This window comes from Archangium violaceum (assembly GCF_016859125.1).
In the GTDB taxonomy this organism is placed as follows: Bacteria; Myxococcota; Myxococcia; order Myxococcales; family Myxococcaceae; genus Archangium; species Archangium violaceum_A.
Genome location: NZ_CP069338.1, coordinates 2,144,205 through 2,170,162, shown reverse-complemented (window position 1 = coordinate 2,170,162; position 25,958 = coordinate 2,144,205). Strand labels below are relative to the sequence as shown.

Sequence of the window (25,958 nt, the reverse complement as noted above, 5' to 3'; positions counted from 1 at the left end):
GATGGTCTGGATCCTCAAACCTCTCGAAGGACACCCATGCTGCTCAAGAACTTCACCATCTCCCGGAAGCTGCAGCTCGGATTTGGATTCCTCGTCGTGTTGCTCGCCGCCGTCATCTGGGGGTCCTACGCCTTCTTCGATAGGTTGGTGAGCAATAATGGGTACTACCGCTCGCATGATGTGCGGTTGGAGCTGCAGGCCATCCACATCAACGTGATGGACATGGAGCACCGGGCGCTGGAGTACGCCTTCACGGGCAACGAGGACGTCCTCGAGCCGGTGTCCCAGCGTCAGGCCACGTTTCTCGAGGCCCTTGCCCGGCTGAAGGTGCTGACGGCCAACTTCCCGCGTGAGCAGGAGTTGCTGCAACAGCTCGTGGACCAGTACCAGCAGAAGTTCCTCTCCCACTACGAGCGCCAGGTGGCGCTGCGCCGGGATGTGGACGCGGGCCGTGTCCCCCTGGAGCAGCTCGTCGAGTACGTGAAGGAGGACAAGGGAGGAAAGAGCCTGGAGAGCATGTCCGGCGTGTCGGCGCTCCTCCGGCAGGACGTGCTGGAGCAGCGCCGTCGTCTCATCGAGGAGACCGACGATCAGGCGCACTCCGTTGCGCGGATACTGGTGACGGGAGGACTGGTGGGGCCATTGGTGGCGGTGCTGCTGGCGTGGCTGTTGTCGCGCAGCATCGTCCGGCCCCTGCATGAGGCGGTGGGGCTCACCGGCAAGCTGGCCTCGGGAGACCTCACCACCCACATCGAGGTGAGGGGGCGCGACGAGGCGGCGCGGATCATGGATGGGATGAGGGAGATGGTGCAGCGCTTCGGAAGCGTGCTGGGAGAGGTGAGGGGAGCGGTGGGCTCGTTGTCGGGAGCATCGGGGCAGGTGGCGGCGGCGGCGCAGGCGCTGTCACAGGGGACCAGCACGCAGGCGGCGTCGGTGGAGGAGACGACGACGAGCCTGGAGCAGCTGAGCGCGTCCATCAGCCAGAACGCGGAGACGAGCAAGCAGCTGGAGGCGATGGCGATGAGGGGGGCGGCGGACGCGGAGGAGAGTGGGCTGGCGGTGAACGAGACGGTGGAGGCGATGGCGGCGATAGCGGAGCGGATCTCCATCGTGGAGGAGATTGCCTACCAGACGAACCTGCTGGCGTTGAACGCGGCGGTGGAGGCGGCGAGGGCGGGGGAGCACGGGAGGGGATTCGCGGTGGTGGCCTCGGAGGTGAGGAAGCTGGCGGAGAGGAGTCAGAAGGCGGCCAAGGAGATAGGGAGCCTGGCGGGGAGCAGCGTGAAGGTGGCGGAGCGCTCGGGGATGTTGCTCAAGGAGCTGGTGCCGTCGATTCGCAAGACGGCGGAGCTGGTGCAGCAGGTGGCGGCGGTGTCGAGGGAGCAGGCGAGTGGAGTGGTGCAGATGAACCGGGCGATGGTGCAGGTGGACCAGGTGACGCAGCGAAACGCGTCGGCGGCGGAGGAGCTGTCGTCGACGGCGGAGGAGCTGGCGGCGCAGGCCGAGTCGCTGCAGCAGATGATGACGTTCTTCCGGGTGGCGGAGGTGGGGCGGGCGGTGCAGGGGATGGCGCAGCCGGCGCGCTCGTTGAGGCCCGCGCCGGCGCACCTCCCGATGCCCCCACCCGCGCAGGGGCTGAAGGCGGTGGCACAGGCGATGCCGACGCAGCTGCCGACGTCGTCATTCCCGGCGGTCCCCGAGCGCGCGTCGTCCAGCTCGGACCACGACTTCAAGCGCTTCTAGGGGTCCTCCATGTTCGAAAACGTCAGCATCACTCGGAAGCTGCAGCTCGGGTTCGGCACGTTCGTCACGTTGCTCGCCGCGGTCGCCTGGGGAACCTTCGTTCTCTTCCAGAGTCTGGTGATCTCGGCCGCGAACAACTACCGCTCCTACGAGGGCTTGTTGGAAGTCCGGAACATGGGCATCGCCCTGAGCGATCATGAGGCCCGGGTACACGGCTTCGCGCTCACCGGTGACGATGCCTTCCTCGAGCTCGTGCCTCAACGGAAGTCCGAGTTCCTCGAGAGCCACTCCACGGTGAAGGCGCTGACGATGGACAACCCGCACCAGCAGGAACAGCTGCAACAACTGCTGGACCAGTACCATCAGAAGTTCCTCCCCTACGCCGAGCGCCAGGTGGCGCTGCGCCGGGATGTGGACGCCGGACGTGCGTCCATGGAGCAGCTCGTGGCGTACGTCAGGGACGCCCGGGGACAGAAGCTCGTGGAGTCCATGGGGGGGCTGGCGAACGCCATCCACCAGGAGGAGCAGATCCATCGTGATCAGCGGAGCGAGGTCGCCAGGAGCGGGGTGAAACTGGTGAAGCTCATGTTGGTGGGAGGCGGCGTGGTGGGGCCGGTGCTGGCGGTGCTGCTGGCGTGGCTGTTGTCGCGCAGCATCGTCCGGCCCCTGCAGGAGGCGATGGGGCTCACCAGCAAGCTGGCCTCGGGAGACCTCACCACCAGCATCGAGGTGAGGGGGCGCGACGAGGCGGCGCGGATCATGGATGGGATGAGGGAGATGGTGCAGCGCTTCGGAAGCGTGCTGGGAGAGGTGAGGGGAGCGGTGGGCTCGTTGTCGGGAGCATCGGGGCAGGTGGCGGCGGCGGCGCAGGCGCTGTCACAGGGGACCAGCACGCAGGCGGCGTCGGTGGAGGAGACGACGACGAGCCTGGAGCAGCTGAGCGCGTCCATCAGCCAGAACGCGGAGACGAGCAAGCAGCTGGAGGCGATGGCGATGAGGGGGGCGGCGGACGCGGAGGAGAGTGGGCTGGCGGTGAACGAGACGGTGGAGGCGATGGCGGCGATAGCGGAGCGGATCTCCATCGTGGAGGAGATTGCCTACCAGACGAACCTGCTGGCGTTGAACGCGGCGGTGGAGGCGGCGAGGGCGGGGGAGCACGGGAGGGGATTCGCGGTGGTGGCCTCGGAGGTGAGGAAGCTGGCGGAGAGGAGTCAGAAGGCGGCCAAGGAGATAGGGAGCCTGGCGGGGAGCAGCGTGAAGGTGGCGGAGCGCTCGGGGATGTTGCTCAAGGAGCTGGTGCCGTCGATTCGCAAGACGGCGGAGCTGGTGCAGCAGGTGGCGGCGGTGTCGAGGGAGCAGGCGAGTGGAGTGGTGCAGATGAACCGGGCGATGGTGCAGGTGGACCAGGTGACGCAGCGAAACGCGTCGGCGGCGGAGGAGCTGTCGTCGACGGCGGAGGAGCTGGCGGCGCAGGCCGAGTCGCTGCAGCAGATGATGACGTTCTTCCGAGTGGCGGAGGCGGGGCGGGCGGTGCAGCCGGTACACGTGCCGAGGCCCGCCGCGACGCCCCCTCCCGTGCACTCGCCCGCGCAGGGACTGAAGGTGGTGGCGCAGGCGCTGCCGATGCAGATGGCGCCCACGCCGGGTCACGACTTCAAGCGTTTCTAGGATGAAGGTCTTCCCCCCCATGAGCCCGAACACGAATACCCTCTCCGAGGTCACCCGTCCGGCGCAGTACCTGGGTTTCTCCCTGGCCGGCGAGACGTACGCCATCGAGCTGCTGCGCATCCGGGAGATCATCGAGCACGTGCCCATCACGCGGGTGCCGGGGATGCCTTCCTCGGTGCTGGGCGTCATCAACCTGCGCGGCCGGGTGGTGCCCGTGGTGGACCTGGCGGTGAAGATGGGACTGGGTCCTCGTCCCATCACGCGCTGGACGTGCTTCGTCATCGTCGAGGCCGTGATGGACGGCGAGCGCACCACGCTGGGGCTGCTGGCCGACTCGGTGAGCGAGGTGCTCGACCTGGGGCCGGACGACGTCGAGCCGCCGCCCGCCTTCGGCACGCGCACGCCGGTGGACTACCTGCGAGGCATGGGCCGGCAGGAGCAGCGCTTCATCCTCTTGTTGGACCTGGACCGGATGTTGTCCGCGGAGGAGTTGCTGGGACTGGTGGGGGCCGCGGCCGGTGGGGGCGCATGAGGGGGGGCGGTTCCTCGGAGCCACTCGTGTCCGGCGTGGGTCCGCTCCCGCTGACGGAGCGGGAGTTCTCCCTCTTCCAGACGTTGGTGGAGCGGGAGGCGGGCATCCACCTGGGCCCCTCGAAGCAGGCGCTGCTGGTGGGGCGGTTGTCCCGGAGGGTGCGGGCGCTGGGGCTGACGTCCTTCGGTGCCTACTACCGGTTCGTCTGCATGCGCGGCAACGAGGCGGAGCGGGTGCGGATGTTGGACTGCCTCTGCACCAACGAGACGCACTTCTTCCGCGAGCCCGGGCAGTTCGAGTTCCTGCGGCAGCGCGTCTTCCCGGAGTGGACGCGGCGGGCGGCGCAGGGGCTGATGGCCCGTCGCGCGCGGGTGTGGAGCGCGGGGTGCTCGACGGGTGAGGAGCCCTACTCGCTGGCGATGACGCTGCTCGCGCACTTCCCTCCGGGCTCGGGGTGGGAGTTGGAGGTGCTGGCGACGGACCTGTCCACCTGGGCGCTGGAGCGGGCGAAGCAGGGGCTCTGGCCGGTGGAGCGGGCGGCGAGCATCCCCCGCCCCCTGCTGCGGACCTTCATGCTCAAGGGGGTGCGCAGCCAGGAGGGGTGGATGAAGGCGGGCGCGGAGCTGCGGGCGGTGCTGCGCTTCGCGCGCGTCAACCTGAACGACGAGCGCGGCTGGCCGGAGGGGCCCTTCGAGCTCGTCTTCTGCCGCAACGTGCTCATCTACTTCGGGGCCCAGGCCCGGGCGCAGGTGTTGAGCTCGCTGCTGCGCCGGCTGCAGCCGACGGGCTACCTCTTCCTGGGGCACGCGGAGAGCCTCACCGGCGGCGCCGAGCCCGCTCGCTGCGTGGCTCCCAACATCTATTGCGCGAAGTCCTCGCAGCCCGCGGGGGGCGGCGGCCCTACTTGATGCGCTCCAGCGCGAGGTCGAACAGCGCCGTCTCCAGCCGCTCGGCGTCCTTCTCGGCGAGCCCCTGGATGGCGAACGAGACGCGGTGGGTCCCAATCTTGCGCTGCGAGGACACCAGCTTCGCGCGGCCCGTCACCGGCTCCAGGTTGCCCGGCAGGCGCAGCGTGAAGCCCGGCTCCTCCGACTCGGAGGGCGGCTTGTGCAGCATCACCGAGAAGCCCCCCACCGACACATCCAGCGTCAGCGTCCGCATCGGTCCGGTGGCGAAGCTCAGGTCCACCTGCAGTCCCTGTGCGATGCGGAACGTCCGGCGCGCCGACTGCCCGGGTGGAAGGCGCATGCCCTGGGCCGCCGTCAGCGCTCGCGCGAACTGCTCCCGCGCGGCCATGTAGCGCCGTCTCTCGTCCTCGGGCAGCGACCCCTTGCGCGCATGCGAATGGAGCGTCCGGAATTGCTCTACCCACAGATTGGCGCTCATCACGACTCCCCGTGGCGTTCCGGTCGGGCGGAGGCCCTTACGGAGCGGTGATGCCCACCCGCTCGAGCGCGAAGTCGATGAGGAAGCCCTCCAGCAGCTCGCACTCGCGCTCGGTCAGATCCAGGAAGGCGAACGAGGCGCGGTGCTTGTCCGCCCTCTGGAACTGGGACACCACCCGCACCCGGCCCGCCAGCGTCGAGCCGTCCGGCAGGTACAGCAGCGCGCTCGGCCGCTCCTTCACGTCCACCGCGTGCGGCAGCATCACGGAGAAGCCACCCGCCGAGATGTCCAGCGTGTTCGTCCACACGTTGCCATAGGCCATCTGCAGCTCCACCGGCAGCTGGTGCGCCACGCGGTAGTGCCGCCGGGCCTCGGCCCCGTCCAACATCAGGCCCTGGGCGTTCAACAGGGCCCGCGCGAACTGCTCGCGCGCCGCCAGGTAGGCCGGCCGCTCGGTCTCACCCAGCTTCCCCTGCCGCGCCTTCGTGTGGAGCGCGCGGAACTCGTCGATGAACTGGATCACGCCCATGGTGTTACTCCTGTCTGGTCGTTCTTACTGAGATTTTCGCACTCCCGCCATCAGGGAGTGGGTGTCAACCCCAGGTTACGCGCGGCCTCCCGGAAGGTTTCCACCGCGGGAGTGGCCTGACGCGTCAACTCCGCGCTGCTCCGGTCCACGCGGAACAGCCCGAAGCGCGGCTCGTAGCCCTCCGCCCACTCGAAGTTGTCGAGCAGGCTCCAGTGGAAATAGCCCTTCACCGGCACCCCCTCGGCCACCGCCCGCTCCACCGCGTACAGGTGGCTGCGCAGGTAGTAGGGGCGTCGCTCTCCGGTCCGGTCATCCATTCCGTTCTCCGTCACCACCAGTGGCACCCCGATCGCCGCGTACCTCTTGAGGAAGAGGTAGAGGCCCTCCGGGTAGAGCTCCCAGCCCAGATCGTTGGTGTCGTACCCCGTGGGTACGTACTTGTGGGAGAAGGAGGGCGAGGTGTCCTGTCTGACGTGGTCCCGTGTGTAGTAATTGATGCCGAGGTAATCGCTGGATCCTTCCAGGCCCTCGATGTCCCGCTCGAGCGACACGGAGCCGGGCACGAAGAGCGAGAGATGGCCGGTGCGCAGGGCGTTGGCGATGCTCTCGTTGAAGAAGTCATCCGTGAGGCCGGCGATGGCGATGTCCGGGGTGGAGCCGCTGGCGGCCTGGAAGACGCGCACATGGTGCACCAGGCCGATGAGCGTGGCCTTGCCGTCCCCGTCCGCGTCCCACGTGTCGTGGATGCGCAGCTGGCGCGAGGCACGGACGTGGGCCTCCAGGAAGTTGGCCAGCACGTTCGCCGTGGCCACGGTGTCCTGCTTCCCCGGTGGCCAGACGCCGTCCATGTAGCCGAACACCGCCTGCACGTTGGGTTCGTTGATGGTGCACCACCAGTCCACGTCGGCGCCGAGCAGCTCGGCCACCTTCCCCGAGAAGCGCTCGAAGGCGTCCAGGGTGGCCGGGTTCTCCCAGCCGCCCGCCGCGGCCACCCAGGTGGGAAGCGTGAAGTGGTGGAGCGTCACCATGGGTTGGATGCCCTGCGCGCGCAGCGTGTGGGCCCACTGACGGTAGCGCTCGGCGGCCTCGGTATTCCATGCACCCGGAGTGGGCTCCAGGCGGCTCCACTCGATGCCGAAGCGGTAGGCGTTGGAGCCCAGGCGCTTCATCAGCGCGACGTCCTCGTCGAAGCGGTTCCACGAGTCCGAGGCCGGGCCCGACACGCTCCGGTCCTTGATGTGGGGCGTGCCGTCCGGGAAGCTGCCGCGCTCCCATTCGGCCCAGTCGTTCTCGTTACCCCCCTCGATTTGATGGGAGGACGTGGAGGTGCCGAGCAGGAAGTCGCGGGGCAGCCCCTTGCCGATGGGCGTGGCGTTCACCGTCGCCGGGTCGAAGGAGGGGCGCTCGCTGCAACTCGTGAGCAGGGCGAGGCCGAGGAAGAGGGCGCGGGAGCTCATGGCCGGGTTCCTGGAGAAGAGGGGCGGGCGGTGAGGCCCACGGTGAGCATCGCGGACTGGGCGCTGGCGAGGCGGAAGGCGAAGCCCTCCACGCGCAGGCTCAGGGTGGAGGTGAGGGGGAGGCTCGCCCAGGCGCGGGCACCGAGGGGAAGGACGTACGCGAGGCCCAGCCCCTTCCAGGAGGCGCCGAGGTGGGCGGGGACGAGGCCGTGCAGGTCGAGCAGGCCCGCGTGCAGGTCCACGGGGCCCACGCGGTAGAGGGCCTTCACGGAGGGGAGCACCTGGAGGACGGGTCGCGCGGAGTAGGCGATGCCGAGCACGGGGCCACCGACGAGGCTCCAGCGCTCGCCGGTGTAGCCGACACGGGCGGTGAGGGTGAGGCTGGCGCCCGCGCCGCCGCGTTGCAGGGGCACGAGGGAGAGGACGCCGCCGTCGAGGGTGAGGCCTTCGAGCAGGAGGTGGCCCGAGGCGGCCTGGGCGGCGAAGGGCTCCATCGAGGCGCCGCCTCCGTGCGTGTAGCCGCCCGTGAGGGCACCGAGGTCCACGCGCAGCTGCGAGCCGGGCAGGGCGCGCGCGGGTGGGGTGGGGGGCGGGTCGGCGCCCTCCCACTGCGCGTGCGCGGGCTCGGCAATGGAGAACGCGAGGAGGGCGAAGAGGAGGGAGCGCATGGGCGCACGCACGATAACCGGGCGGACGGGGCCGCCGGAACCCGGGTCACGCGGTTTCTCAGCGGGGGTTGTCCCCCTCCTTTCTCGTACGACAGGGAAACGTCTTCTCGGAGGATCGCGGCCACCTTCCCGAGATGCTGAATTGGATGCGAGCGGCTCGGGAGGCTGGCTCTGCCAACGAGGCGAGTCCGGAGCAGCTTCAGCGGCTTCGTGCTCTGGCTCGGGCATGTCCCGCCTTCACACCCAACCTATTGGAACTCGCGCGGCTGTTGCGGTTGACCGATGAGCCCGGAGTCGCTTCGGAACAGGCACTCACGGAGATTCAGTGCTTGCTGGAGGATGCCGTGCATGCATCGGGCCGGGGTGCTCCGGCTCTGCTGGAGCTCGCCCACTTCATGTATGTCTTTCGCAACTCGTCCAAGTTGGCGGAGACGCGCTTTGAAGAGAGTGCGGCGAGTGCCCTGCGCGCGCTCGAGAACTCATGGGCGGGGCTCATGGACTTCTGGGTCACCGAGCGGAGGACGGACACGCTGGAGAAGGCCCTGAAGCTCGGCGGGTTGGCGGAGCGGGTCTTCCCATCGTCTTCCCGCATCCTGAACGTCGTGGATGATGCGAGGGAGAAGGCTCTCCGCGCGGTTGGAACTCAGGGTCCTCGATACCCTCACCCCGACCCTCTCCCGGAGGGAGAGGGAGTTGCTTACATGGCGGAGTGGGTGTTCCGCCTCGCGCTCTTGCCGTGCATCGGTAGCGAGAAGGTGAAGGTGCTGCCCTGGCCCCACTCGCTCCTCGCCCAGATGCGGCCCCCGTGCGCCTCCACGATGCCCTTGGCGATCGTCAGCCCCAGGCCCGTGCCCCGGCTCTCCGCGTCCTTCGCCTGCCAGTAGCGCTCGAAGACGTGCGGCAGCGCCTCGGGCCGGATTCCCGTGCCCGTGTCCTTCACCCACAGCTGCACCTCGTCCCGTAACACCCGTGCTCCCGCCGTCAGCTGCCCGCCGTCCGGTGTGAACTTCACCGCGTTGCCCAGCAGGTTGCCGAACACCTGCAACACCCGCGTCCGGTCGCACTTCACCCGCACGCCCTCGTCCGGCAGCTCCGCCGTCACCCTCAGCCCCCGTGCCTCCGCCAGCGGACGCACGCTCTCCAGCGCCTCCGTCACCAGCGACGCCAGGTCCTGCTCCGACGGCTCCAACGGCAGTCCGCCCGCTTCGATCCGGCCCCAGTCCAACAGGTCCGAGATGAGCCGGCCCATCCGGTCCGCCGCCGCCTGGATGCGGCCCGCCTGCTTCTGCACCTGCTCGCTGCCCGGCTTCCCCTGTGCGCCCCGCAGCAGCAGCGCCGATGCCAGCTGCACCACTCCCAGCGGGTTCTTCAGATCGTGCGACACCACCGCCAGCAGATCCTCGCGCGCCCGCGTCGCCCGCCGCGACTCGCCGAAGAGCCGCGCGTTGTCGATGGCCAGGCTGGCCCGCACGCACAGGTCCTCCGCCAGCGCCAGGTCGCTCGGGCCGTAGCGCCGCCCCGAGGCCGCCGAGACGAACGTCACCGCCCCCAGCGTGTGCCCCCGCGCCTTCAGCGGGATGATCATGTACGAGCGCGCCTGCAGCAGGCTGAGCATCGCCGGGTGCTCGGGCTCGGAGGCGGCCGCGCGCAGCAGGGAGTCCGTCACCGCCGGGACCAGCTCGGGCTCTCCGGTGTGCAGCACCCGCAGCACGCCCACGGGCGCCTCGCGCCGCTCGAAGCGCCTGGACAGCGCGTTCGCCTGCTCCGTCTGCGTCGGGTCCAGGTGCGCCACCGCCACGCGCGACACCCACGGGCCCTGCTCCACCGCGTCCACCAGGCACCAGTCCGCCAGGTCCGGCACCGCCAGGTGGGCCAGCAGCGTGTACATGCCCTGTGGATCCGGCGGATGGGCGAAGAGCGTCGTCATCGCCTGGTAGAGGAAGGACTGCCGGCGCTCGGCGGCCTCCACCTCGGCGCGCGAGGCCTGCTCCAGCGCCAGGGCGCGCGAATACACGGCCTCCGCTTCGGTGAGCGGACGCACCGTCACCAACACCCGCGCGGGTCCCGAGCCGTCAGCCACCGGGGTGAAGCAGAAGGTATGGGGGCGGGCCCCCGTCGCGCTCGGCCAGGTGGCCTGCACCGAGTGCGGCGCTCCGGTGGCCAGCGCCACGGCCCTGCCGGACTCCAGCAGGGCCGCTTCCTCGGCGCCGAGCGCCAACCGGGCCCAGGACTGGCCGGCGAGCAGCTCCGGGGGCATTCCCAGGACGCTCGCGCCTACCGTGCTGCAGGCCAGCAGACGGCCCGCCTCGTCCAGGAGGTAGGACGGTTCCGGCAGGGCCTTGAACGCCATCTCGAATCCGGACGTGGGCAGACTCATGGTGTCGCCACAACGGGCGTAAGGGCTCTCCTCTTCTTCATTTCATTTCACCTGGGAGCAGTCTAGCCCGATTGCCGGGCATTCCGGCGACCGTCGACCAGAAGATAATTATTACTACGGGCGCACGCGGCGTGCCTGTTCCTCTTATACCGGCTCGCCCTCCAGGCCGGCGAGCTCCCGGAAGCGCCGGGAGAAGTCGCCCAGCGGGAGGATCTCATCGGCGATTCCGGCGGCCACCGCCACGCCAGGCATCCCGTAGATGACGCTGGTGGCCTCGTCCTGGGCCATCACCCAGCCGCCGACTTCATGCACCTCCCGCAAACCATCCAGACCATCCTGTCCCATTCCCGTGAGGACCGCGGCGGCCATGGAAGGGCCAAAGACCCGGCTCGCCGAGCGGAAGAGCCAGGAGCCGGAGGGCCGGAAGCCGCCCACCGGCGCCGCGTTGGACACCTCCACGTACCTGTCGGCCCGCACCCCGAGGTGCCGATCATCCGGGGCGATGTAGACGACGCCCGGACGCAGGGCCTCGCCGTCCTCGGCCACCTTCACCTCCAACGGGCACACACTGTCCAGCCACGTGGCCAGTCCGCGGGCGAAGCCCAGGGCGATGTGCTGCACCACGAGGATGGGCAGCGGGTAGCCGGCGGGCAGCTCCGAGAGGATGCGGTGCAGCGCCGCGGGGCCTCCCGTGGAGGCGGCGATGGCCAGCAGCGCGGGCCTGGTCCTGCGGGCCGGCGTCATCGGAGGACTCGGCGTGGGAGGGGCCTCGCGCGTGGGCCAGTGCCGGACCACCTTCACCTCGGCCATGGCCTTCACCGTGTCGCGCAGCCTTCGGGCCTCGTCCTCGAAGTCCGGCGCCTGCGGGCCCACCAGCTTCTGCAGCACCGCCAGCGCTCCGGAGCGCAGCGCGGCCATGGACGTCTGGATGTCTCGCTCCACCAGTGTGGACACCACCACCACCGGTGTGGGCACCTCCGTCATGATGCGCTTGGTGGCCTCCAGTCCATCCATGTTCGGCATCTGGATGTCCATGGTGACCAGGTCCGGCCGCAGGCGGCGCGTGAGCTCCAGTGCCTCCAGGCCGTCCTTCGCCTCGCCCACCACCTCGAAGGCGGGGTCGGCGCGCAGGATTTCCACCAGCAGGCGCCGGGCGGTGGGGGAGTCTTCGGCGACGAGAACGCGGAGCTTGTCGGGCTTCATAGGAGCTGCCTCAGGGTCTCCAGCAGTTGGGTCTGGTCGAATGCGCTCTTCACCAGGTAGGCGCTGGCGCCCACCTGGAGGCCCCGCGCCCTGTCCTCGGGCTTGGAGCGCGCGGTGACGAGTACCACGGGCAGCCGGTTGAAGCGCGGTGAACCGCGCACCGCCTCGGTGAGGGCGAAGCCGTCCATGCGCGGCATCTCCACGTCCGAGACGATGGCCTCGGCTCCCTCCGCCTGCAGCCGATCCCAGGCCTCCTGCCCGTCCACGCACGCGAGCACGTCGTAGCCGGCCGCCTCGAGGATGCTCTGCTCCAGGGCGCGGGTGGTCATCGAGTCGTCGGCGAGCAGGACGCGCCGGCGGGCCTTCTTCTCGACGGGAGTGGGGAAGAGGCCCGAGGGGGCGGTGCGGCCCTCGGCGGCGCGCACCAGCGAGTGGGCGTTGAGCAGGGGGGCCAGGCGCCCGTCCGGCAGCACCGCCATTCCCGTGACGTGGCGCGCGCGGCGGATGCGCGCACCCAGGCCGCGGATGAGCACCTCCTGCTCGGCCACCACCTCGTCCACCACCAGCACGGCGCGCAGCTCGCCCGAGCCGAGCACCATGGCCCCGGGGCGTGCGCGCGGCACACTGTCGGGCAGGCCGAGCACCGTGGCCAGCGTGGCCAGTGGCACCAGGGCCTGGGGCGCCGTCCACAGCTGTCGTCCCTCCACCACCCGGACGTCCCCGGGCCCCAGGCGCAACAGCCGCTCCACGCTCTCTCCCGCCACCGCGAAGGTCTGCCCTCCCGCCGTCACCAGCAGCACCCGCAGCGTGCTGAGCGTGAGGGGCACGTCCAGGACGAAGCGCGTGCCCTGGCCCGGCTCGAAGGTCACGTCCACGCCGCCGCGCATCCCTTCCACCTGCGAGCGCACCACGTCCAGCCCCACCCCGCGGCCGGACACGGCCGTCACCGAATCCGCCGTGGACAGGCCGGACATGAAGATGAGCCGCACGTCCCCGGCGTCCTCCAGCACGGGGAGTCCCCGGGCCCGCGCCCGCGCGCGGATGCTGGCCAGGTCCAACCCCCGCCCGTCGTCCTCCACCATCACCTGCACCCGGCCCCCGCGCAGCCTCGCGGACAACGTCACCCGGCCCTCCTCGGGCTTGCCCGCCTCGCGCCGCTCCGCTGGCGTCTCCACCCCGTGCGCCACCGCGTTGCGCACCAGGTGCAGCAGGGGCTCGCGCAGGCCCTGCAACAGCGAGCGGTCCAGCTCCAGCGCGCCACCCCGCACCTCGAGCCCCACCTCCTTGCCCGCGGCGTGTGCCAGGTCCCGCGTGGTGCGCTCCAGTCCCGCGCAGGCCTCGGCGAAGGGCAGCGTGCGCGCGCGCCTCACCTCCTCGTCCAGGCCGCTCGTGGCCTGCAGCAGCGTCCGCCGGTCCGCCGCGAGCGCCCGGCCGAGCTGCGCCAGCCGCGTCTCCAACCGCCGCGCCGCCGTTTCCTCCGCGCCCTTCAACTGGAGGCGGAGCTGGTGCAACTCCTCGCGCACCGTCTCCAGCAGCTCCACCCGGCCTTCCATGCGCAGGCCCGCCACGCGCAGCTCGCCGCTCCGGGCCAGCAGGGCGTCCAGCTTCTGGGCGGATACGCGCACCGGCAATCCCTCCGCTGCCGGGGCGGGAGCCTCCGGGGGAGTTGAGGGAGGGGGCGTCCCGGGCTGGGTGGTGCGTACCGGCTCCAGGGCCACCGGGGGCGCGGGCCGGAGGGACCCGGGGGCACGGGCCGCCGCCTCCAGCCGGGGCAGCAGGGCCTCCAGCGGCGAGCCCTTCATGTCCTGCTTCTGCGCCAGCCGCCGCCCCGCGTCGTCCAGCGCGTCCGCGGCGGTGAAGCACAGCTCCATCAGCTCCGGGGGCGCGCGCATCAGGCGCTGCACCGCCGCGAGGACTTCCTCCAGCCGGTGGCAGGCCATCTCGATGACGCCCGCGCTCACCGCCCGAGAGGCTCCCTTCACGCTGTGCACCGTGCGCAGCAGCGACGTCATCAGCTCGCCGAAGCGAGGGGGCGCGGGGTTCTTCTCCAGCGCGAGCAGGTCCCGGTTGAGCGCGGCCACGTGCTCCTCGAGCTCCTCGAGGAACGTGGCCATCAACGCCTGGGCGAGCCTGTCCCGGTCCATCGTCATGCCGCGCGTCCGTACTCGCTGAGCAGGCCCTTGAGCTTCTGGCCCATGATGTTGAGCTCCTGGATCGCCCGCTCCGTCTGCCGGGTGCTGGTGAGCGTCTGCTGGGTGGCCTGGCTCACGTCGCGCATGGCCTGGCGGATCTGCCCGATACCGGTGGCCTGCTGGCTGGCCGAGGCGGAGATCTGCGCCGCGGTGAGCGAGGCCTGGGAGAGCAGCTCGCTGAGCGTCTGGATGTGGGCGCCCGCCTGCGTCACGACCCGGGTGGCCGAGGTCACGCTCTTGGTGCCCTCCTCCGTCGTCATCACCGCGCCCTGGGTGGCCTTCTGGATCTGCCCGAGGATCTGCCGCACCTGGTTGGTGGCCTTCTTGGACTGGTCCGCCAGGGCCTTCACCTCGGCGGCCACGACGGCGAAGCCCCGGCCATGCTCGCCGGCGCGGCTGGCCTCGATGGAGGCGTTGAGCGCCAGCATGTGGGTCTGCTCGGAGATGTCGTTGACGGTGGTGATGATGTCGCCGATGGCCTGGGCCTGCTCGGCCAGGGCGAGGATGCGCGAGGCGATGGACTCCACCTGCTCGCGCACGGCGCTCATGGAGGTGATGGCCTCCTCCACCGCGCGCTTGCCGCTCTTGCCCACCTCCTCCGAGTGGCGCGCCGACTCGCTCACCGCGCGCGCCCGGCCCGCGGCTTCGTCCGACGTCTGCGCGATCTCCTCGATGGTGCTCACCGTCTGCGCCACCGCGCTGCCCTGCTCCTGGGCCCCGGCCACCTGCTCCGTGGTGCTGGCGAGCACCTCCGCCGTGGTGCCCGCGAGCTGGTTGACGAACTCGGCCACCGTCCGCAGGGTGTGCTCGCGCTCCTCGGCCTGCTTCGCCAGCAGCGCCTCGGCCTGCTGGCGGCGCTCGGCCATGGCGTTGAAGGCGCGCGCCAATTCACCCGTCTCGTCCTGGTGGTGCACGTCGATGCGGTGGGCGAAGTTACCCCGGCCGATCTGCTCGGCGCCCTTCACCAGCTTGTCCAGGGGCTCGGTGATGCCCCGGGTGACGCGGTAGCTGCCCAGGACGACGATGAGGAAGCCCAGCAGCGTGCCCAGCCCCAGCACCACCATGCTGCGCTCGGAGCTTCTCCGGGCCTCCTGCTCGAACTGGTTCCAGCGTTGGTTCTCGGTCTCCAGCATCTCGCCGATCTGCTGGCGGATCTGCTCCATGAGCTGCTTGCCCCGCGTCTGCTGGAGGCGGACCACCGCCGCCGGCAGGTTCTGCTCCCGCCGGAGGCGGAGGACCAGGTCCAGCTCGGCGAGCCTGTCGCGGATGAGGGGCTCGATGCGGGCCAGCCGCGCGAGTTGCTCCGGCTCGTCCCGGAGCGACTTGCGCAGGGTCTCCAGCTCCGAGTTCAGCTCCCGGAGGGCCTGCTCGTAGGGCTCCAGGTAGCGCTCCTCGCCGGTGAGGAGGAAGCCACGCTGGCCGGTCTCGGCATCCACGAGGCTCGAGCGGACTTCCCGGATGGCACGGCCCTGGTCGCGGCTCTCCACCAGTTTCTCGGCGGTCTCGGTGAGCTGCCGCGCGCCCTGGTAGGCCACCAGTGCCACGGCGAGCAGCACCAGCAGGGACAAGCCAAAGCCCAGGGCGATCTTCTTCCCGATACTCATGCGATCCTTTCCTCGGAGAGGTCGAAGAAGAGGCGACCATCCCCCAGCAGGGCCTCTCCCTCCAGTACGATGATTCCGTCCCGGCTGATGCCGGACACGAGTGTCCGCTCCCGCGTGTCGAGCACGGGCGGGGGGGGCAGGAGCGTGTCGCGCGAGACGACGAGCACCTCCTCCACCGCGTCGGCGCGCAGGCCCAGCTCCGGCCGGCCCGAGCCCACCACCAGGATGGGCCCGTGGGTGGTGGGCGCGGCCCGTCCGAAGAGGGGAGAGAGCTCCACCACGGCGAGCACCTCGCCATGCAGCAGGGTGAGGCCGCGCAGCAGGTCCGGCGCGCCAGGCAGGGGGACGAGCTGCTCCGGGACGCGCAGCACCTCCAGGATGAAGCGGGTCTCCAGCGCGTAGCCCTGCTCGCCGGCGCGGAAGTGCATCAGCTCCAGCAGGGGGCCTGTCCGGGACTGGCGGTCGAGCGGCCGTGCCAGGAGCCGTGCGCGTTCCTCGAGCAGCGCCGCTTCCCGCTCGGGGTCGACCCGGGTGGCGGCCCGGGTCTCGGCGGCGAGCCGGGCCAGCTTCCTATAGGCGGCGGCCCAGTCCAACCCGCCTCCCTTCGCGTCATCGCCTCCTGTCATCCACGCGTCTCCTCATGGGCTTCCAACCGGGTGCGCTCGTCGCGAGCTACCTCTATCAACCTGCCCGCGCGTTCGCCGTCGGCCAGGAACACCGGGGTGTCCGGAGGGAGCGTGGCGCACAGCGACTCGGCGGCGCGGAAGGCACGTCGGGCCCCCTCCCTGTCCCCCTGCCGCCGGAGGATGTGGCCCAACATGAGGTGGGCCACGGCCAGCGAGGGCTCGAGGTAGAGGGCCTGTCGCACGGCGCGCTCGGACTCCTGCAATCGGCCGAGCCCCAGCAGCAACATCGCCTCCAGGTAGCGCAATTCCACGGCGAGCGGGTGACGCGCGGCGGCCTCGGCACAGGCGCGCACGGCGGCCAGTGGCTCGAGGTTCGCCAGGGCCCGCACCGCCACCGCCGCGGCGCCCGGGTCCTCCTGGAGCGCCCCGGCCAGCCGCGCCGCCTCGTGCCAGTCTCCTCGGGCGAGGGCCTGCTTCGCTCCCTCCAGTCCCTCGGGTCCGGCCGGGGAGGGGAGCGCGGGCGGAGGAGGCGGGAGCACGGTGGGGGCCGGTGGCGCGGGAGTCGGCTCGAGGGGAGCCGGCGCGGGAGCCGGATCGGGGGCCGGAATGAGGCGCAGGGAGTGCATCCGGGTGGTGTCGCCCGGGACGGGCCGGTGGTAGGCGATGCCCCAGTCGGTGACGAGGGTCTCGAAGGGCGCGTACTCGCCGAGCGGAGGATCCGAGGGGCCGGTGATGAGGACGCCGCCCTCGGCGAGCGCGGCGTGGAGCCTCCGGGCCACCGCCTCGATGGTGAGGCGGTTGAAGTAGATGAGGACATTGCGGCAGAAGATGATGTCCAGGCCCCAGATGCCGTGAGCCGCGGACGGCCAGGAGTCCTCGGCGAGGTTGAGGTAGCCGAAATGGACGCGCTCACGCACCTCCTGGGCGAGGGTGTAGCGCTTGCCCTCCGGGAGCAGGAAGGGCCGCATGCGGCCGGCGTCGGTGCCGCGCAGGGACCATTCGCCGTAGCTGGCCACGCTGGCCCGGGCGAGGGCCGCGCGTGACACGTCCGTGCCCCGCACCTCCATGTGCGCCCCGTAGCCTTCCTCCATGAGGAGCACCGCCAGGGAGTAGGGCTCCTCTCCCGAGGCGCAGCCGGCGCTCCATGCGCGGACCACATGCCCCGGGCCCCGGAGCCGGCGCAGGTCCGGGAGCACCTCGCGGCGCACGAAGTCGAAGTGCTCCGGGTTGCGGAAGAAGTACGTCTCCCCGATGGTGAGCTCCACCAGCAGGTCATCCATCGCCGCGGGGTCCGCCTCGAGCCGCGCGCGGTAGGCGTCGAAGTCGTTGGACAGGCCCACGCGGGCCATGGCCCGGTCGATGCCCTCCATGGCGGCTGGAGGGCAGCTCGGCGGCAGCAGGCCCGCGCGCGCGGCGACGAGGTCGAGGACCAGGACATAGCCGGGATGGCGCCAGCTCCGGGAGTCGTCGCCGCTCACCGGGAGACTCCCTCCTGTGCGAGCGCCTCCTCCAACTCCAGCGCCTCCGCCTCCGAGAGGAAGGTGCGCAGGTCATGCAGGAGCACGAGCCCATCGGGCAGCTTGAGGGCACCGGCCACGTAGCCCACGCCCGGCAGCTCTCCGGGCGTCGAATCGAGACTGCCCGGCTCAAGGGAGAGCAGGCCCTCGGCCCGGTCCACCCGCAGCACGACACGGCGGGAGCCCGCCTGGGCCACCACGAGGTGGTCCGAGGAAGAGAGCGGGCGGGCGGGCAGGCGGAAGCGCTGGCGCATGTCCAGGACGGGGAGGAGCTCGCCGCGCAGGTTCAGCAGGCCCTCCACCACGGCGGGGGCGCGGGGCAGGGGGGTGAGGCGGACGGCCCGGGCCAGCTCGCGTACGTCCTCCATGTGCAGCGCGTAGCGTTGCCCCTCCAGCGTGAAGAGAAGGACCTCGCGAGGCGTCGGCGTCACCATGCGTCTCCCTAAGGTGTACAGTGTAGGACCGGGCGGCTTGTCCTGGTTGCTCGTGTGGAGGGTAACGCGGAGACCTGGCAGATGGTGGACGTCGTGCATCGCCGGGTCCACCCTGCTGCATGACGTTCCCCCCGGCGGGTGCCCCGGGAGGGTGCTGCCGGGCGTGCATCGAGGGGTGGAGGCCTCACGAATGGCGGCGGCTCCATCTTCAGGGCATGGCGGAGCATCCAACAACCCTGGAGACCTCGGGGCGCCTGCTTCTACACGAGTTCATCCGGGAGCACCGCTCACGCATCCTGGAGCACTGGGAGCGGGCGGTGCGCCTGCTGCCCGGCACCCGGGGCCTCCCCCATCCCCGGCTCGGCACCCACCTGCCGCTCCTGCTCGACCGGATGGCGGGGATGTTGGAAGCGCTCCACCGGGGGGCCGAGCACGGGGCGCTAGCGGAGACGCCGGAGCTCGACGCGCTGGAGCGCCTGGACCTGGGCTATGACCTGGAGGAGGCGTCCGGCGAGTACTCGGCCCTGCGTACCAGCATCCTCCGGCTCTACGCCGATCACCTCGAGCGCACCGCTCCGAGCGAGCTGGCCGCGCTCCTCTGGGAGCTGGAGCGCTTCAATGGGGCCTTCGACGAGCTGGTGGCCGCCGCCGTTGCCCGGCATGCGAGGGCGCGCGAGCGGACCTTCCAGGTCCTCGAGCGCATTTCCCAGGCGGCGCTCGGGACGGAGGACCTGGACGTCTTCCTGCCGAAGTTGCTGCGCGTCATCCTGGAGTCCACCACGGCGGTGGATTCGGTCACGCTGCTGCTGCGCGAGGGGGACCTGCTCCGGGCGAGGGCCTCGGTGGGCCTGGAGGAGCTGGTGACCTCCGGCTTCGGCATGCGGATGGGTGAGGGCTTCTGTGGCCGCATCGCCACCGAGCGGCGTCCCATGGCGCTGCGCTCGGCGGCCACGGCCCCGCAGGTGAAGACGGGGGCCTTCCGGAGCCAGGGGACGCGGGGCCTCTATGGGGTGCCGCTGATGCAGGGGGAGGAGGTCCTCGGGGTGGCGATGATGGGCAGCCGCACCGCCTTCGAGTTCTCCAACGAGGACATGCTCCTCTTCCGGGCGATGGTGGGGCGGGCCACCCTCCTCATCCTCCAGGCGCAACTGGCCGCGCGCGAGCGCCAGGCGCGAGAGCAGGCCGAGCGGGCGTTGGCGCGGCTGAGGGAGCAGGAGTCGCGCACCACCCGTCTCCAGGAGGTGACGGCCGCGCTGTCGCAGGCGCTCAGCGGCGCCGAGGTGGCCCACGTGGTGGTGGAGAAGGCGGTGCGGGCGCTGGGGGCCGCGGGCGGCTCGCTCGGGCTGTTGTCGGAGGACGGCCAGTGGTTCGACCTGCTGGAGACCACCGGCTACCTCGAGGAGGAGATGCGCGAGTGGACGCACTTCCCGTCCGACACCCGCATCATGTTCCGCGAGGCGGTGCGCACGGGGGCCCCCATCTTCTATGAGTCGCGCGAGGCCTTCCTGGTGGACTACCCGGAGTGGAGGGGGCACCCCCAGGTGGAGGAGTACGGCGCCTTCGCCGCCCTGCCGCTCTGGGTGGAGGGCCGGGCCCTGGGCGCCATCGGGTTGTCCTTCCACAGGCGGCACCCCTTCCCCGAGGACGAGCGGGCATGGATGCTCGTGGTCGTCGGCCAGTGTGCCCAGGCGTTGGAGCGGGGGCGCCTCTATGATGCCGAGCTGCGGGCGCGTACCGCCGCTCAGGTGGCCCTGTCCCGCCTGGACGTCATCATGGAGACGGTGCCCGTGGGGCTGGGCTTCTGGGATATGGACCTGCGCTTCGTCCGCCTCAATGAGCGCCTGGCCCGAATCAATGGGCTGCCCTCCCATGAGCATCTGGGGAAGCGGTTGCGCGAGGTGCTGCCGGACCTCGCCTCCCAGGTGGAGCCCTTCCTGCGGCGGGTGCTGGAGACGGGGCAGCCGGTGATGGATGTGGAGATATCGGGTGAGACGCCCGCCTCGCCTGGAGTCAGGCGGTACTGGCTGGTCAGCTTCTACCCGGTCCGCGACGAGGACGGCGCCATCTCCGGGCTGGGCTCGGTGGTGGTGGAGATCTCCGAGCAGAAGCGCGCGGAGGAGCACCTGCGCCGGACGGCGGAGTTCCGCGAGCGCTTCATGAGCATCGTCTCGCACGATCTGCGCAACCCGCTCAACGCCATCCTCCTGTCGGCCCACGCGCTGCTGCGTTTGGAGGACCTGGGCGAGCGGCACGTGAAGGGGGTGCGCCGCATCGTCACCAGCGCCGAGCGCATGAAGCGGATGATTTCCGATCTGCTCGACTTCGCGCGGGGGCGGCTGGGGGGAGGCATTCCCATCAGCCCGCGGGAGGTGGAGCTGGGCGCGCTCTGCCGCGAGGTGGTGGACGAGCTGGAGGCGGGGCGTCCCGGGAGGGTGGTGGAGCTGGAGGTGGAGGGGGACCTACGAGGGGAGTGGGACCCGGACCGGCTCACCCAGCTGCTCGTCAACCTGGGCAAGAACGCGCTCGACTACAGTCCGGAGGAGACGCGGGTCCGCATCGTGCTGCATGGGGAGGACGGGGGCGTCCGGTTGGAGGTGCACAACGAGGGCCCGCCCATTCCGCCCGAGCGGCTCGAGTCCATCTTCGAGCCCTTCCGGCGGTTCGCGGAGGAAGAGCCCCCCTCGTCGACCAGCGCCGGGTTGGGGTTGGGGCTCTACATCGTCGAGCAGCTCGTCCAGGCGCATGGGGGAACGGTGGCGGTGCGCTCCACGGAGCGGGAGGGCACCACGTTCACGGTGCGGCTGCCCCGACACCCGGCCGGGCAGGGGGGACACTGAGACTTCCCCTACCCACCGTCTCCTGGAGAGCCTCCATCGACGCCCGCGTCGGGAGTTCCTCCATCAAGGTCTGGGGCGGGCGCCGGTGAGGGGCCCTGGGGCACGGTAACGAGTCTGCCTTCCCGATACTCCCAGCCGTCTCCTCCATCGAATGGTAGCATTGACATGCCTGGGACGATTCCATTGCCCTCTTTGATTGGCTTGGAGTCCTTGATCGGTTCGATGACCATCACATCCGGCATGTTCACGGGGTCCGTGGTGATTTTCAGGATTCCACTGTCAGGCTCGTTCAAATCCTCCAGGTCGGGGCTGTCTCTCGACTCCGTGACGACTGTCACCGTCCCGCCATCGGGTGTTCTCAGGCGCCAGACGTGATCATCCTCATCGAAACCATCAATGACGCGCCGGAGGATACGGCCATCCTTGCTGATCGCGTATTTCGCACCATGGTGAATCGGTCTGAGCTTGCGGTCGCAATACTCGAAGTTCTCGCCGATGTAGACGAAGATGATGTCCTCCCGGCGGGTGAACCGGTATGTGAGCGCTTCATGTCGGGCCCAGCACGGAGGGTCACGGATACCGGGAGGAATGTAGTCATTGGCGGCAACCATCAGGGCCTTCATGACTTCTCCATCCAGGTCGTAGGTTGCTTTCCGTGCTTCCACCTCGACAAGGCCCTGCCCGACGGATAGCGGGAAGATGATGGACCTGTCGTGTCCCGCTGGTGTCGAGAATTGTTCCGGCTTCCGTACACAGCTCGAGAGGGCGAGGGTGGTGACGAAAATCAGCTTTCTTGGTATCATGACATGCCCGAGGTATGGATTCCGGCGGAAGGCTGTCTATATTTTGTCGAGTCGGTAGGTCTTATCATTGATCCAACTGACGATTCCGTACTCCGTCCTTTCCCAGTTGCCATCTATCTGGCTCCACGTCATGAGCTCACGCGTGGCGGGAATGTATTGATTGTGGAGGGCGAAGATGTACTTGATTTCGCCTCGTTCGTAGCGAGGGTCGCGCACGAACGTGGGGAGCAGACAGGTTTTCTTGTTGGCGACGAGGTCATCCAGCTTCGACAGGTCCGTCAGCATGCTCATCTCGTACTTGTGCTCCGGCGTGTAATAGAGCCAGGCGCAGTACTCGGTCGCGGTCCGGACCGCCAACTCGGGATTCAGGTCCACGAGGTAGCCCACGGTTGCGTTGGGTTTGGAGAGGATGAGCGGGCAGGCCGCCTTCAGCGCGTCCGCGTAGGCGTCGATCGGTCCGAGGTTCTTCATCGGTCCCGGAATGTGCTCCGTATCCTCCCCAGGGCCCGGGCGCCAGACGCCTTCGACGGGCCGGGGCGCCGAGCACCCCAGGGCGAGGAGGAGTGGACCCAGGGGCCACCTGGCGAACCGCTTCATTCCGGACATGGGGGCCAGCCTATACCTATGGGAGACACCTTCTCGCGGGGATGGCTGAAACCCGCGCGGCTCTCGGGCATCCTCCTCGCACCATGGTACGTCACGTCATCGTCGTGGGAGCGGGACCCGGGGGCCTGTTGGCGGCCATCAACCTGGCGGGCTTGGGCCTGAAGGTCACGGTGGTGGAGAAGGAGCCGGTGCCCGGGGGGCGGATGAAGGGGCTCACCCTGGGCGAGCGGGGCGAGTACGCCGTCGACACGGGGCCCTCCATCATGCAACTGCCCGGCGTCCTGGAGCGCATCTTCGAGCGCGCGGGCAAGCGCATCTCCGACTACGCGAAGCTGGTGCCTCTGGACACCAACACCCGGGTGCACTTCTGGGACGGCACGTACCTGGACACCACGCGAGATGCGGCGCGGATGGAGCGCGAGGTGGCGAAGTTCGGCGCGGAGAAGGGGCCCGCGCTGCGCCGCTGGCTGGAGGAGAGCCGGGTGAAGTACCCGCTCGCCTACGAGAAGTTCATGGCGACGCACGCCGACAGCCTCGCCTACTACGCCCCCTGGCGGCTGCTCCCCACGCTGCGCTTCAAGCCGTGGCAGACGCTCTACAAGCACCTGGACGAGCACTTCCACGACGACCGCCTCATCTACGCGCTCTCCTACCCCTCCAAATACCTGGGGCTGCACCCCACCACGTGCTCCTCGGTGTTCAGCATCATCCCCTACCTGGAGCTGGCCTTCGGGGTGTGGCACGTGGAGGGCGGCTTCCGGGCGCTGGCTCGGGGGATGATGAAGTGCGCGGAGGACCTGGGGGCCACCTTCCGTCTGGGCACTCCGGTGGAGCAGGTGCTGGTGGAGTATGGCCGCGCGGCGGGCGTGCGGCTGAAGGGCGGTGAGCGGCTGGAGGCGGACGCGGTGGTGGTGAACGCGGACCTGCCCTATGCGGCCCAGAAGCTCGTCCCCGCCGAGGCTCGCGCGGGCACCCGGCTGACGGATGCCGCGCTGGAGCGGGCGAAGTACTCGTGCAGCACCTTCATGGCCTACTACGGGCTGGACCGCGTCTGGGACGACCTGCCCCACCACCTCATCTACCTCTCCGAGAGCGCGCGGCGCACGGACAAGGTGGCCCTGGAGGACCAGGAGCTGGACCTGGAGGACCCTCCCTTCTACGTCTGCAATCCGTGCGTGACGGACAGGTCGGGAGCGCCCGAGGGCCACTCGACCCTCTACGTCCTGGTGCCCACGCCCAACACCTCGCGTCCGGTGGACTGGGCGGCCACGGAGCGCACGATGCGCGAGCGGATTCCAGCCATGCTGGAGAAGGTGGGCATGAAGGGGGTGCGCCAGCACATCCGGGCCGAGCGCTACTTCACCGCGGAGACGTGGCGGGACGACTTCAACGTCTTCCGGGGCGCCGTGTTCAACCTGTCGCACAACTGGACGCAGCTGGGCCCCCTGCGCCCACATGTGAAGAGCCCCAGCGTCGAGTCGCTCTACTGGGTGGGAGGCGGGACGCACCCGGGGAGTGGGCTGCTGACCATCATGGAGAGCGCCAACATCGCGGCGGATTACCTGTCCAGGGAGGCGGGAAAGGGGCCCCTGCCCGGCTGGCCGTATGTCCCACCGGTCGAAGGGGTAACGGCCGAGTCCACGGCTCGTGTAGGCTGAGGTCGCCCGGAATACGTGGTAGGACTCCGGGACTTCCGACACGCGAACGAATGAACGAAGCGCTCCAAGTCCTGCTGACCGATGGTGTGATTGACGAGGTGGTGGGCCGCCTCAAGAGTGGCAAGGAGGCGGACGTGTACCTTGTTCGCCACGGCGGCGAGGTCGTCGCGGCGAAGATCTACAAGGAGCGCGAGCACCGCAACTTCCGCAACAACTCGGGCTACCGGGAGGGCCGGCAGGTGCGCAACAGCCGCACCGCGCGGGCCATCGCCAAGGGGAGCCGCTTCGGCGTGCAGGCCGCCGAGGACGCGTGGAAGACGGCGGAGGCGGACGCCCTGGGCAAGCTGTACGCGGCCGGCGTCTGCGTGCCCAGGCCGGTGATGTTCTACGAGGGCGTGCTGTTGATGGAGCTGGTGCTGGACCTCGAGGGCCACCCGGCGCCGCGGCTGGAGGAGGCCGCGCTCACGCCCGAGGAGGCCTCGGCGCTGTACTTCGACCTGCGCAACCAGGCCATCCGGATGCTGTGCTGCGACCTCATCCACGGGGACCTGTCGGCCTTCAACATCCTGCTGGGCAACCGCGGGGCCACCATCATCGACTTCCCGCAGGTGGTGGACGCGGCGGCCAACAGCCAGGCCGAGTTCTTCTTCAAGCGCGACCTCGAGAACCTGCGCCGCTACTTCGAGGCGACGGACCCCAGCCTGCGCTCGCGCTCGGGCGACGCGCACGAAATCTGGCGGGCGTACGTGAAGCGCGAGCTGACGCCGGACTTCGTGCCCACGGGGCGCTTCCAGGGCGAGGGCGGGCCGCGCGATCGCCGCTTCTCCGGTCCGCGCAATGGCCCGGGCGGCGGCTCTGGCGGGGGACATCCCCGGGGAGACCGACCCCAGGGCGAGCGTTTCCCGCGCGGAGACCGACCCCAGGGCGAGCGCTTCGAGCAGCGAGGAGACCGGCCCCAGGGCGAGCGTTTCCCGAGGGGCGAGCGTCCCCAGGGTGAGCGCCCGCCTCGGGTGGACGGAGAGGGCCAGCGCCCGTGGCGCGAGCAGGGCGCGAGGCCCTCGGAGCCGCAGGGGCCCCGGGAGATGCGTCCTCGGGGAGACCGTCCTCCGCCGCGGGGCGATCGTCCTCGGGGCGAGCGTTTCCCCCAGGGAAACGGAGACGGTCAGCGTCCGTGGCGGGAGCAGGGCGCGAGGCCCTCGGAGCAGCAGCGCGGTCAGCAGCAGGGCCCGCGTGGCCGTCCTCCGGAGCAGCGGAGGGACGATGGCTCCGGGCGTGGGCCGCGTCAGGGTCGGGGGGGCGGCGGTCCGCAGGTTTCCTACGTGCAGAAGACTCCGGCGGCTCCCAGCCCATCCCCGGCGAAGCCGGACGACGAGTCCTAGCGGTAGCGGTCCGGCTCGGGCTGACAGGCCACCTCGAGGAAGGTGGTGCTGCGCCCGCGTAGGATGACCCACAGACAGCGCAGGAGACAGGCGGCGCCGAACTCCCGGTAGATGAGTCCGAGGTTCTCGAGCACCTCACGTCCGGTGATGACTCCGCGCATCGCGCACCCCCTCTGGAAAGCTTCGCCTGGGGCCCTCTGCAAAGGCTTTGCCGAGCCATTCCTGGCGGAACTACAGGGTTTGTTCTGCTCTGGACGCGCCAAGCCCCCCGTCTTCCGTTGGGCGATGCACGTGGAGATGCGCCGAGGTGTGACCGGCCACCCTGAAGCCTGAAGTTCCTACAGGCGGCTTGTGGAACGGTTGACGGGGGCTCGCGGATGATGGGCCCGCGGTTCAACCCTTCCTCACGGGAGTCTCCTGATGCGTCGCACCGTCATCGCCGTCGCCGTCGCCTTCGCCCTGGGTGGTTTCACGCAGCGTGCCTTCGCCGAGAAGCAGCCCAAGCTGGAGGCGGCGCTCGTGCACCTGCGCTACGCGCTGGCCTCGCTGAAGACGGCCCCCGAGGACAAGGCCGGCCACCGCGCCAGGGCCATCGAGCTCACGGAGAAGGCCATCGAGGCGGTGAACAAGGGCCTCGACCCCGACGCCAAGCCCTGACGCCTCGCGTCAAGATTCCCGCCGGAGTGGGGGCTCCGGTGGGACGCAACTGGAAATCTCCAACTTCGATAATCTGGAAGCA

General features: G+C 70.1%; 22 protein-coding genes. 8 read left to right on the top strand and 14 right to left on the bottom strand.

What is annotated here, in order from left to right:
- Positions 1-36 precede the first annotated feature (36 nt).
- Genes JQX13_RS55310 through JQX13_RS09290 form a run of 4 tightly spaced genes read left to right on the top strand, consistent with a single transcriptional unit; the run spans position 37 to position 4,851 of the window.
- The gene (locus JQX13_RS55310) at positions 37-1,743 is read left to right on the top strand and encodes a methyl-accepting chemotaxis protein (RefSeq protein WP_203408687.1); all 1,707 of its coding nucleotides are present in this window, start codon (positions 37-39) and stop codon (positions 1,741-1,743) included.
- Between the two features lie 9 nt (positions 1,744-1,752).
- On the top strand, positions 1,753-3,411 hold the full coding sequence (locus JQX13_RS55305; protein WP_275424989.1) for a methyl-accepting chemotaxis protein: 1,659 nt from the start codon (positions 1,753-1,755) through the stop codon (positions 3,409-3,411).
- Positions 3,412-3,430: 19 nt separating this feature from the next.
- The gene (locus JQX13_RS09295) at positions 3,431-3,943 is read left to right on the top strand and encodes a chemotaxis protein CheW (protein WP_203408686.1); all 513 of its coding nucleotides are present in this window, start codon (positions 3,431-3,433) and stop codon (positions 3,941-3,943) included.
- 26 nt (positions 3,944-3,969) lie between these two features.
- The gene (locus tag JQX13_RS09290) at positions 3,970-4,851 is read left to right on the top strand and encodes a CheR family methyltransferase (protein ID WP_203408685.1); all 882 of its coding nucleotides are present in this window, start codon (positions 3,970-3,972) and stop codon (positions 4,849-4,851) included.
- Here JQX13_RS09290 and JQX13_RS09285 read toward each other — a convergent pair.
- The 11 genes from JQX13_RS09285 to JQX13_RS09235 all read right to left on the bottom strand — a co-directional run bounded on the left by JQX13_RS09285 (position 4,844) and on the right by JQX13_RS09235 (position 17,936).
- Positions 4,844-5,329 carry a PilZ domain-containing protein gene (locus JQX13_RS09285; RefSeq protein WP_203408684.1) on the bottom strand — a complete coding sequence of 162 codons (486 nt, stop codon included), beginning with the start codon at positions 5,327-5,329 and terminating at the stop codon, positions 4,844-4,846. The genes JQX13_RS09290 and JQX13_RS09285 overlap by 8 nt on opposite strands.
- Positions 5,330-5,366: 37 nt before the next feature.
- Positions 5,367-5,858 carry a PilZ domain-containing protein gene (locus tag JQX13_RS09280; protein ID WP_203408683.1) on the bottom strand — a complete coding sequence of 164 codons (492 nt, stop codon included), beginning with the start codon at positions 5,856-5,858 and terminating at the stop codon, positions 5,367-5,369.
- Positions 5,859-5,908: 50 nt separating this feature from the next.
- Positions 5,909-7,315: a glycoside hydrolase family 1 protein gene (locus JQX13_RS09275; protein ID WP_203408682.1), complete on the bottom strand. Its 1,407-nt coding sequence runs from the start codon at positions 7,313-7,315 to the stop codon at positions 5,909-5,911.
- On the bottom strand, positions 7,312-7,983 hold the full coding sequence (locus tag JQX13_RS09270; RefSeq protein ID WP_203408681.1) for a hypothetical protein: 672 nt from the start codon (positions 7,981-7,983) through the stop codon (positions 7,312-7,314). The genes JQX13_RS09275 and JQX13_RS09270 overlap by 4 nt, the downstream gene beginning before the upstream one ends.
- A 697-nt stretch (positions 7,984-8,680) precedes the next feature.
- Complete coding sequence (locus JQX13_RS09265; RefSeq protein ID WP_203408680.1) at positions 8,681-10,360, bottom strand: ATP-binding protein; 1,680 nt, start codon at positions 10,358-10,360, stop codon at positions 8,681-8,683.
- 144 nt (positions 10,361-10,504) lie between these two features.
- Positions 10,505-11,563 (bottom strand): chemotaxis-specific protein-glutamate methyltransferase CheB, encoded by a 1,059-nt coding sequence (cheB, locus tag JQX13_RS09260; RefSeq protein ID WP_203408679.1) that lies wholly within the window; start codon positions 11,561-11,563, stop codon positions 10,505-10,507.
- A complete protein-coding gene (locus JQX13_RS09255) occupies positions 11,560-13,707 on the bottom strand; it encodes a hybrid sensor histidine kinase/response regulator (protein WP_203411941.1) in 2,148 nt (715 codons plus the stop codon). The genes cheB and JQX13_RS09255 overlap by 4 nt, the downstream gene beginning before the upstream one ends.
- 2 nt (positions 13,708-13,709) lie before the next feature.
- Positions 13,710-15,359, bottom strand: coding sequence for a methyl-accepting chemotaxis protein (locus tag JQX13_RS09250; RefSeq protein ID WP_203408678.1), 1,650 nt, complete (start codon positions 15,357-15,359; stop codon positions 13,710-13,712).
- Entirely contained in the window at positions 15,356-15,985 is a 630-nt protein-coding gene (locus JQX13_RS09245) for a chemotaxis protein CheW (protein WP_203408677.1), read from the bottom strand. The genes JQX13_RS09250 and JQX13_RS09245 overlap by 4 nt, the downstream gene beginning before the upstream one ends.
- The gene (locus JQX13_RS09240) at positions 15,982-17,463 is read right to left on the bottom strand and encodes a CheR family methyltransferase (RefSeq protein WP_239014637.1); all 1,482 of its coding nucleotides are present in this window, start codon (positions 17,461-17,463) and stop codon (positions 15,982-15,984) included. Before JQX13_RS09240 ends, JQX13_RS09245 begins: the two co-directional genes overlap by 4 nt.
- Positions 17,460-17,936 (bottom strand): chemotaxis protein CheW, encoded by a 477-nt coding sequence (locus tag JQX13_RS09235; protein WP_203408676.1) that lies wholly within the window; start codon positions 17,934-17,936, stop codon positions 17,460-17,462. Before JQX13_RS09235 ends, JQX13_RS09240 begins: the two co-directional genes overlap by 4 nt.
- Before the next feature lie 215 nt (positions 17,937-18,151).
- On the opposite strand from JQX13_RS09235, the gene JQX13_RS09230 reads away from it, so the two are divergent.
- Positions 18,152-20,773 (top strand): GAF domain-containing protein, encoded by a 2,622-nt coding sequence (locus tag JQX13_RS09230; RefSeq protein ID WP_203408675.1) that lies wholly within the window; start codon positions 18,152-18,154, stop codon positions 20,771-20,773.
- Between the two features lie 8 nt (positions 20,774-20,781).
- On the opposite strand, the gene JQX13_RS09225 is transcribed toward JQX13_RS09230, so the two are convergent.
- Both JQX13_RS09225 and JQX13_RS09220 read right to left on the bottom strand, forming a co-directional pair.
- Entirely contained in the window at positions 20,782-21,396 is a 615-nt protein-coding gene (locus tag JQX13_RS09225; RefSeq protein ID WP_203408674.1) for a hypothetical protein, read from the bottom strand.
- 216 nt (positions 21,397-21,612) lie between these two features.
- Positions 21,613-22,047: a hypothetical protein gene (locus JQX13_RS09220; RefSeq protein WP_203408673.1), complete on the bottom strand. Its 435-nt coding sequence runs from the start codon at positions 22,045-22,047 to the stop codon at positions 21,613-21,615.
- Positions 22,048-22,265: 218 nt separating this feature from the next.
- Here JQX13_RS09220 and JQX13_RS09215 point away from each other — a divergent pair, with 218 nt between their 5' ends.
- Positions 22,266-23,840 (top strand): phytoene desaturase family protein, encoded by a 1,575-nt coding sequence (locus JQX13_RS09215; protein WP_203408672.1) that lies wholly within the window; start codon positions 22,266-22,268, stop codon positions 23,838-23,840.
- Between the two features lie 50 nt (positions 23,841-23,890).
- Positions 23,891-25,219: an RIO1 family regulatory kinase/ATPase gene (locus JQX13_RS09210; RefSeq protein ID WP_203408671.1), complete on the top strand. Its 1,329-nt coding sequence runs from the start codon at positions 23,891-23,893 to the stop codon at positions 25,217-25,219.
- On the opposite strand, the gene JQX13_RS09205 is transcribed toward JQX13_RS09210, so the two are convergent.
- The gene (locus tag JQX13_RS09205) at positions 25,216-25,380 is read right to left on the bottom strand and encodes a hypothetical protein (protein ID WP_203408670.1); all 165 of its coding nucleotides are present in this window, start codon (positions 25,378-25,380) and stop codon (positions 25,216-25,218) included. The two genes, JQX13_RS09210 and JQX13_RS09205, sit on opposite strands and share 4 nt — an antisense overlap.
- Positions 25,381-25,639: 259 nt before the next feature.
- Here JQX13_RS09205 and JQX13_RS09200 point away from each other — a divergent pair, with 259 nt between their 5' ends.
- A complete protein-coding gene (locus JQX13_RS09200; protein WP_203408669.1) occupies positions 25,640-25,876 on the top strand; it encodes a hypothetical protein in 237 nt (78 codons plus the stop codon).
- Positions 25,877-25,958: the final 82 nt, after the last annotated feature.